A 4,859-nucleotide genomic window follows, 5' to 3' on the forward strand; every position below is an offset into this window, starting at 1 on the left:
GTACCCCCCCCCGGGGGGGTTCGCCGGTGCGCGCGGCCGGGGCCCCGCCCCCGGCTCTCCCCCAACGGTTCTGGCGCGCCGGCCACCGGCCGGCGCTACCGCCGCATGATCCTGCGCCTGCTGCAGCACACGCAGCAGGTTGCCACCCCAGATCCCTGCGATCTGCTTCTCGGTATATCCCTTGCGCAGCAGCCACGCGGTGATCTTCGGCAGCTCGCTCACGTCCTGCAGGTCGGCCAGTCCGCCGCCGCCATCCCAGTCCAGGCCGATGCCCACGTGCTCGGGCCCGACCACGGCCAGGATGTGCTCGAAGTGGGCGAAGAAATCGTCCAGTGTCGCCTTGCGCAGCGGCAGGCGCGCATCGATCTCGGCCAGGCCCTGTTTCAAGGCCACGCCCTGCTCGATGGCCATGCCGTCGTAATCGCCGCCCAGCTGCTTGATCAGCGTGTCTTCGGCCTGCTTGCGAGCATCGTTCTTGCCGGTGTCGATCAGGTAGCCGCCATAGGCGTTCACCTGGATCACGCCGCCGGCCTTTGCCAGCTGCTTCAGTCGCGCATCATCGAGATTGCGCGGGTGGTCGTGGATTGCCTTGGCCGAGCTGTGCGACAGCACGAACGGCACCGGCATGCGCTGGATCAGGTCGTCGAACACCGCATCGGAGGCGTGCGACTGGTCGATGACGATGCCCAGGCGTACCGCCTCGTCGACCAGCGCCTTGCCGGCCGGGCTCAGGCCGTTCCATTCGGCACCCTTGGGATCGGTGGCCGAATCGGCGAATTCGTTGTTGGCGAAGTGCACGGTGCTCAGCAGGCGCAGCCCGGCCCGGTGGTAGAAGCCGAGCAGCGACGGGTCGTCGACCAGCGGGCTGGCGTTTTCCATGCTGATGTAGACCACGCGCTTTCCTTCGCGTTTGATGCGCGCGGCGTCGGCAGCGGTCAGCGCCAGCGCGAAGGTGTCGGGATGCGCGGCCAGCATTTCGCGGATTTCCATCAGCCGCAGGAGGCCAGCGTCGCGGTCCTGGCGGTGTGCGGCGGGGCTGCGGTCGCCCTGGTCGGTGTAGATGGCGAAGAAACCACCATCCAGCGCGCCTTCGCGCATGCGCGGCAGATCCACCTGCGACAGCGCGTTGTGGTCGTGCCGCTGTGCGATGTTGAACCCGTCGCGGTGGAAGTTGGCCGGCGTGTCGAGGTGGCTGTCGAGGGTGAGCAGCTTCTTCTGCAGGGTGGCAGCGCGCGCCAGCTCCTGTGCGGAGAACTCGATGGCATGGGCGGACAGCGGCGCGCACAGCGCCAGCGAGACCAGCAGGGACAGACTGCGCAACGTCATGACGCCTCTCTTCATTGGGTTGTCGAAGATCGTAGAGCCACGCCCTGCGTGGCTGGGCTTCGATCATATCCGCGCAGCCACGCAGGGCGTGGCTCTACGGACCCTGCGTGCCGACCGTGGGTCGGCACCCCGGAATCAATCCAGCACGCGGCAGAACACGGCCTTGAGGTAACGCGATTCCTGCACGTGCGCCATGAACGGATGGTCCGGGCCGGCGCCGGACACCTTCAGGATCTGGATGGTGCGGCCGGAGTAGAACGCCGCGCGGCGCAGCATGTCCAGGAACTGCTCTTCGGACACCAGCCCGGTGCACGAGAACGTGGCGAACAAGCCGCCCGGCTTGACCACGCCCAGCGCCAGCTTGTTCATGTCCAGGTACTTCTTCAGCGCGGTGATCACCTGGTCGCGATCGCGGGTCATCTTGGCCGGATCAAGGATCACCACGTCGAACTGCTCGCCGCGGTTGGCCGCGTCGCGCAGCCACGGGAAGATGTCGGACTGCACGAAGCGCGGGCGCACGTTGTTCAGGCGCGCATTGCCCTTGGCAATGGCGATCACGTCTTCATCGATGTCGATGCCCAGCACGTCCGAGGCACCGCGCGCGGCGGCATACACCGCGAAGCCACCGGTGTTGCAGCACAGGTCCAGCACCGACTTGCCTTCCACTTCCTGGCTCAGCCACTGCCGGTTCTCACGCTGGTCGGCGAAGAAACCGGTCTTGTGCGCGCCGGCCGGGTCGGCGCGGAACTTCACGCCGTACTCGGTGATCACCGCCGCTTCGGTGGTGGTGTTGCCGTGGAAGTCGAAGCTTTCCTGCTTCTGCACGTGTTCGTCGGCGAAGCTGTGGAAGCGGCAGCCGGGGAACTGCTCGCGCAGCGCCTCGTAGACCCACTCGCGGTGGCGGAACATGCCCGCGGCGAAGAACTCCACCACCACCAGGTCGCCGTAGCGGTCCACCACCAGGCCGGACAGGCCGTCGCCCTCGCTGTGGACCACGCGCCAGGCGTCGGACACCGTGTCCAGCTTCAGGACATCACGGCGCAGCGACACCGCCTGGGCGATCTTCCGCGAGAACCAGCCGGCATCGACGGGGACGCGCTGGTCGGTCTCGAGGATACGCACGGCGATGCGCGAATGACCGTTGTAGAAGCCACGCCCGATCCACTCCCCATCCACGCCGACCACGTCGACGATGGCGCCGGGTTTCGGGCGGACGGCAGGCTTTTCAACCAGCTTCTGGAAAATCCACGGGTGGCTGGAGCGCCAGGCGTTCTTGAGGCGGACTACGGGAGTGGGGGCAGTATTCATCTGCCTATTGTAGACGGGCGCCAGCGCCCGGCAGGCCGCCGATTTGACGGCAGCCCATTCAGCCCGCAGAATCGGCGCCAGAAGGGGAGTAGCTCCCAGACGTTGTCGCCGTCAATTCGAGCCCGCAGGCTCCGGTGCAACGGCAGTCCCACCCGGTGGGACTGCGAGCGAGACCTTCGCCGCATGGCGAAGCTCTGTCCCCGGATCCCCTCCGATCCTCCGTTGCAGATCCTCGCCGTCCGGCTTGAGGCATTTCATTCATTCAACGGACAAGACCATGCAGACGATCGGTAATTTGTGGTTGTGGGGCGGCTTCGGCGCGGTGGTGATCATCGCGCTGCTGGTCGATCTGGTATTGATGCGCCACGGCGGGCCGCACAAGGTGACCTTCAAGGAGGCCCTGTGGTGGTCGGTCGGCTGGGTCGCACTGGCGCTGGCCTTCAACGGCGGCCTCTGGTACTACCTGAACGAGACCGCGGGCCAGGTGGTGGCCAACAAGGTGGGCCTGGAGTTCCTGACCGGCTACCTGGTCGAGAAGGCCCTGGCGGTGGACAACATCTTCGTGTTCCTGATGATCATGGGCTACTTCGCGGTGCCTGAGGAACAGCGGCAGAAGGTGCTGATCATCGGCATCCTGGGTGCCATCGTGCTGCGAACGATCATGATCTTCGCCGGCAGTGTGCTGCTGACCAAGTTCCATTGGCTGCTCTACGTGTTCGGCGCGTTCCTGCTCTTCACCGGGTGGAAGATGTGGTTCTCCGCCGGCAAGGAGCCGGATCTGGAAGCCAACCCGGCGCTGCGCTGGATGCGTGGGCACCTGCGCCTGCTGCCCGAGTATGTCGGCAATGCCATGAGCGTGATGCGCGATGGCAAGCGCTGGTACACCCCGCTGTTCGTGGTGCTGATCCTGATCGCGGTGACCGACGTGATTTTCGCGGTGGACAGCATCCCGGCCATCTTCGCCATCACCACCGACCCGTTCATCGTGCTCACCTCCAACGTGTTCGCGGTGCTGGGCCTGCGCGCGATGTTCTTCCTGCTGGCCGGCATGGCCGATCGCTTCCACCTGCTGCCGTATGGCCTGGCCTTGGTGCTGGCGTTCATCGGCATCAAGATGATGCTGATCGACATCTTCAAGATCCCCACCCCGATTTCGCTGGGCGTGGTGGCGCTGATCATCGCCACCACCGTGGTACTGAGCCTGAAGAACCCACCGAAGACCGGCGAGGCGTAACCCTGATCGCCGCCGGCGGGATTGTCCCGTCGGCGGCACTTCTGTCTCCCGTCGCGTTGCCCTTGTGTTCAGGCTTGCGCGTCGCAATCCCTAGCGTATGAACGCCAATCTGCCCCAGCCTGCCGGCGAGCCGCCGGTCTCTCCCCGCACCGACCGCGGTCGCGTGATGCGGGCGTTCAACCTCAGCCTGGCCTTCGTGCTGGTGCTGGTGGCGGTGTTCACCGCGCAGGACCACTTCGACTGGCGGCCATGGGCCGTCGCTCCGCTGGAATCGGCGGGGCTGCTGGGCATTCTGGGTGCGCCGCTGCTGCATGGCTCGGTGCAGCACCTCGCTGCCAATAGCTTTGCACTATTGATTCTTGGCACATTGGCAGGAAGCGTCTATCCGAAGGCAACGCTGCGGGCCTTCCCGCTGCTGTGGATCGGCTCGGGCCTGGGCGCCTGGCTGCTCGGCGATATCGGCAGCCGCCACCTCGGCGCCAGCGGCATCACCCATGGCCTGATGTTCCTGGTGTTCGTGCTCGGCCTGCTGCGCCGCGACCGCCCGGCCATTGCCGCCGGCCTGATTGCCTTCCTGTTCTACGGCAGCATGCTGATCACCATCCTTCCGCACGAGCCGGGCGTGTCCTGGCAGTCGCACATGGGCGGCGCATTGGCCGGCATCGTCAGCGCATTGTTGTTCCGTCTCTCCGACCCGATGGCCCCACGCAAGCGCTACAGCTGGGAAGAAGAAGACGAGGACGAGCTGGACGTGCAGCGCGACAGCGACCTCGAGCCGCCCTCCCCGCACCGCGTGCCGGTGTTGTGGCAGCCGCGCGAAGGGCAGGATTTCGTCGTGTTGCCCTTCCGCCGGCCGGACGAACGGTGAGGTACCGCCTGGGTCGGGCCACGGCCGCCGCGAACCGGGCGTCGACCCCCAGAGCCGGTCCCCGTCGCGCCCGCCCGGGGGCGGCCCCCGCGGCGCCCCCCCCGGCCGCTCTATGAGTGCGAC

The 4,859-nt window shown here is 66.6% G+C and carries 4 protein-coding genes; 2 read left to right on the plus strand and 2 right to left on the minus strand.

Annotation, left to right across the window (positions count from 1 at the left end):
* Together RWO33_RS19110 and RWO33_RS19115 are read right to left on the minus strand one after the other, a co-directional pair.
* The coding region (locus tag RWO33_RS19110; protein WP_314106894.1) for a dipeptidase at nt 1-1,326 on the minus strand (1,326 nt) is incomplete at its 3' end.
* 135 nt (nt 1,327-1,461) lie between these two features.
* The gene (locus tag RWO33_RS19115) at nt 1,462-2,634 is read right to left on the minus strand and encodes a class I SAM-dependent rRNA methyltransferase (RefSeq protein WP_314106896.1); all 1,173 of its coding nucleotides are present in this window, start codon (nt 2,632-2,634) and stop codon (nt 1,462-1,464) included.
* Nucleotides 2,635-2,911: 277 nt separating this feature from the next.
* Here RWO33_RS19115 and RWO33_RS19120 point away from each other — a divergent pair, with 277 nt between their 5' ends.
* The gene (locus RWO33_RS19120; protein WP_145480453.1) at nt 2,912-3,868 is read left to right on the plus strand and encodes a TerC family protein; all 957 of its coding nucleotides are present in this window, start codon (nt 2,912-2,914) and stop codon (nt 3,866-3,868) included.
* A 97-nt stretch (nt 3,869-3,965) separates the two neighbouring features.
* Nucleotides 3,966-4,736 (plus strand): rhomboid family intramembrane serine protease, encoded by a 771-nt coding sequence (locus tag RWO33_RS19125; RefSeq protein WP_314106900.1) that lies wholly within the window; start codon nt 3,966-3,968, stop codon nt 4,734-4,736.
* Nucleotides 4,737-4,859 lie beyond the last annotated feature (123 nt).

The organism is uncultured Stenotrophomonas sp., assembly GCF_963519925.1.
GTDB classification, from domain to species: domain Bacteria; phylum Pseudomonadota; class Gammaproteobacteria; order Xanthomonadales; family Xanthomonadaceae; genus Stenotrophomonas; species Stenotrophomonas maltophilia_AE.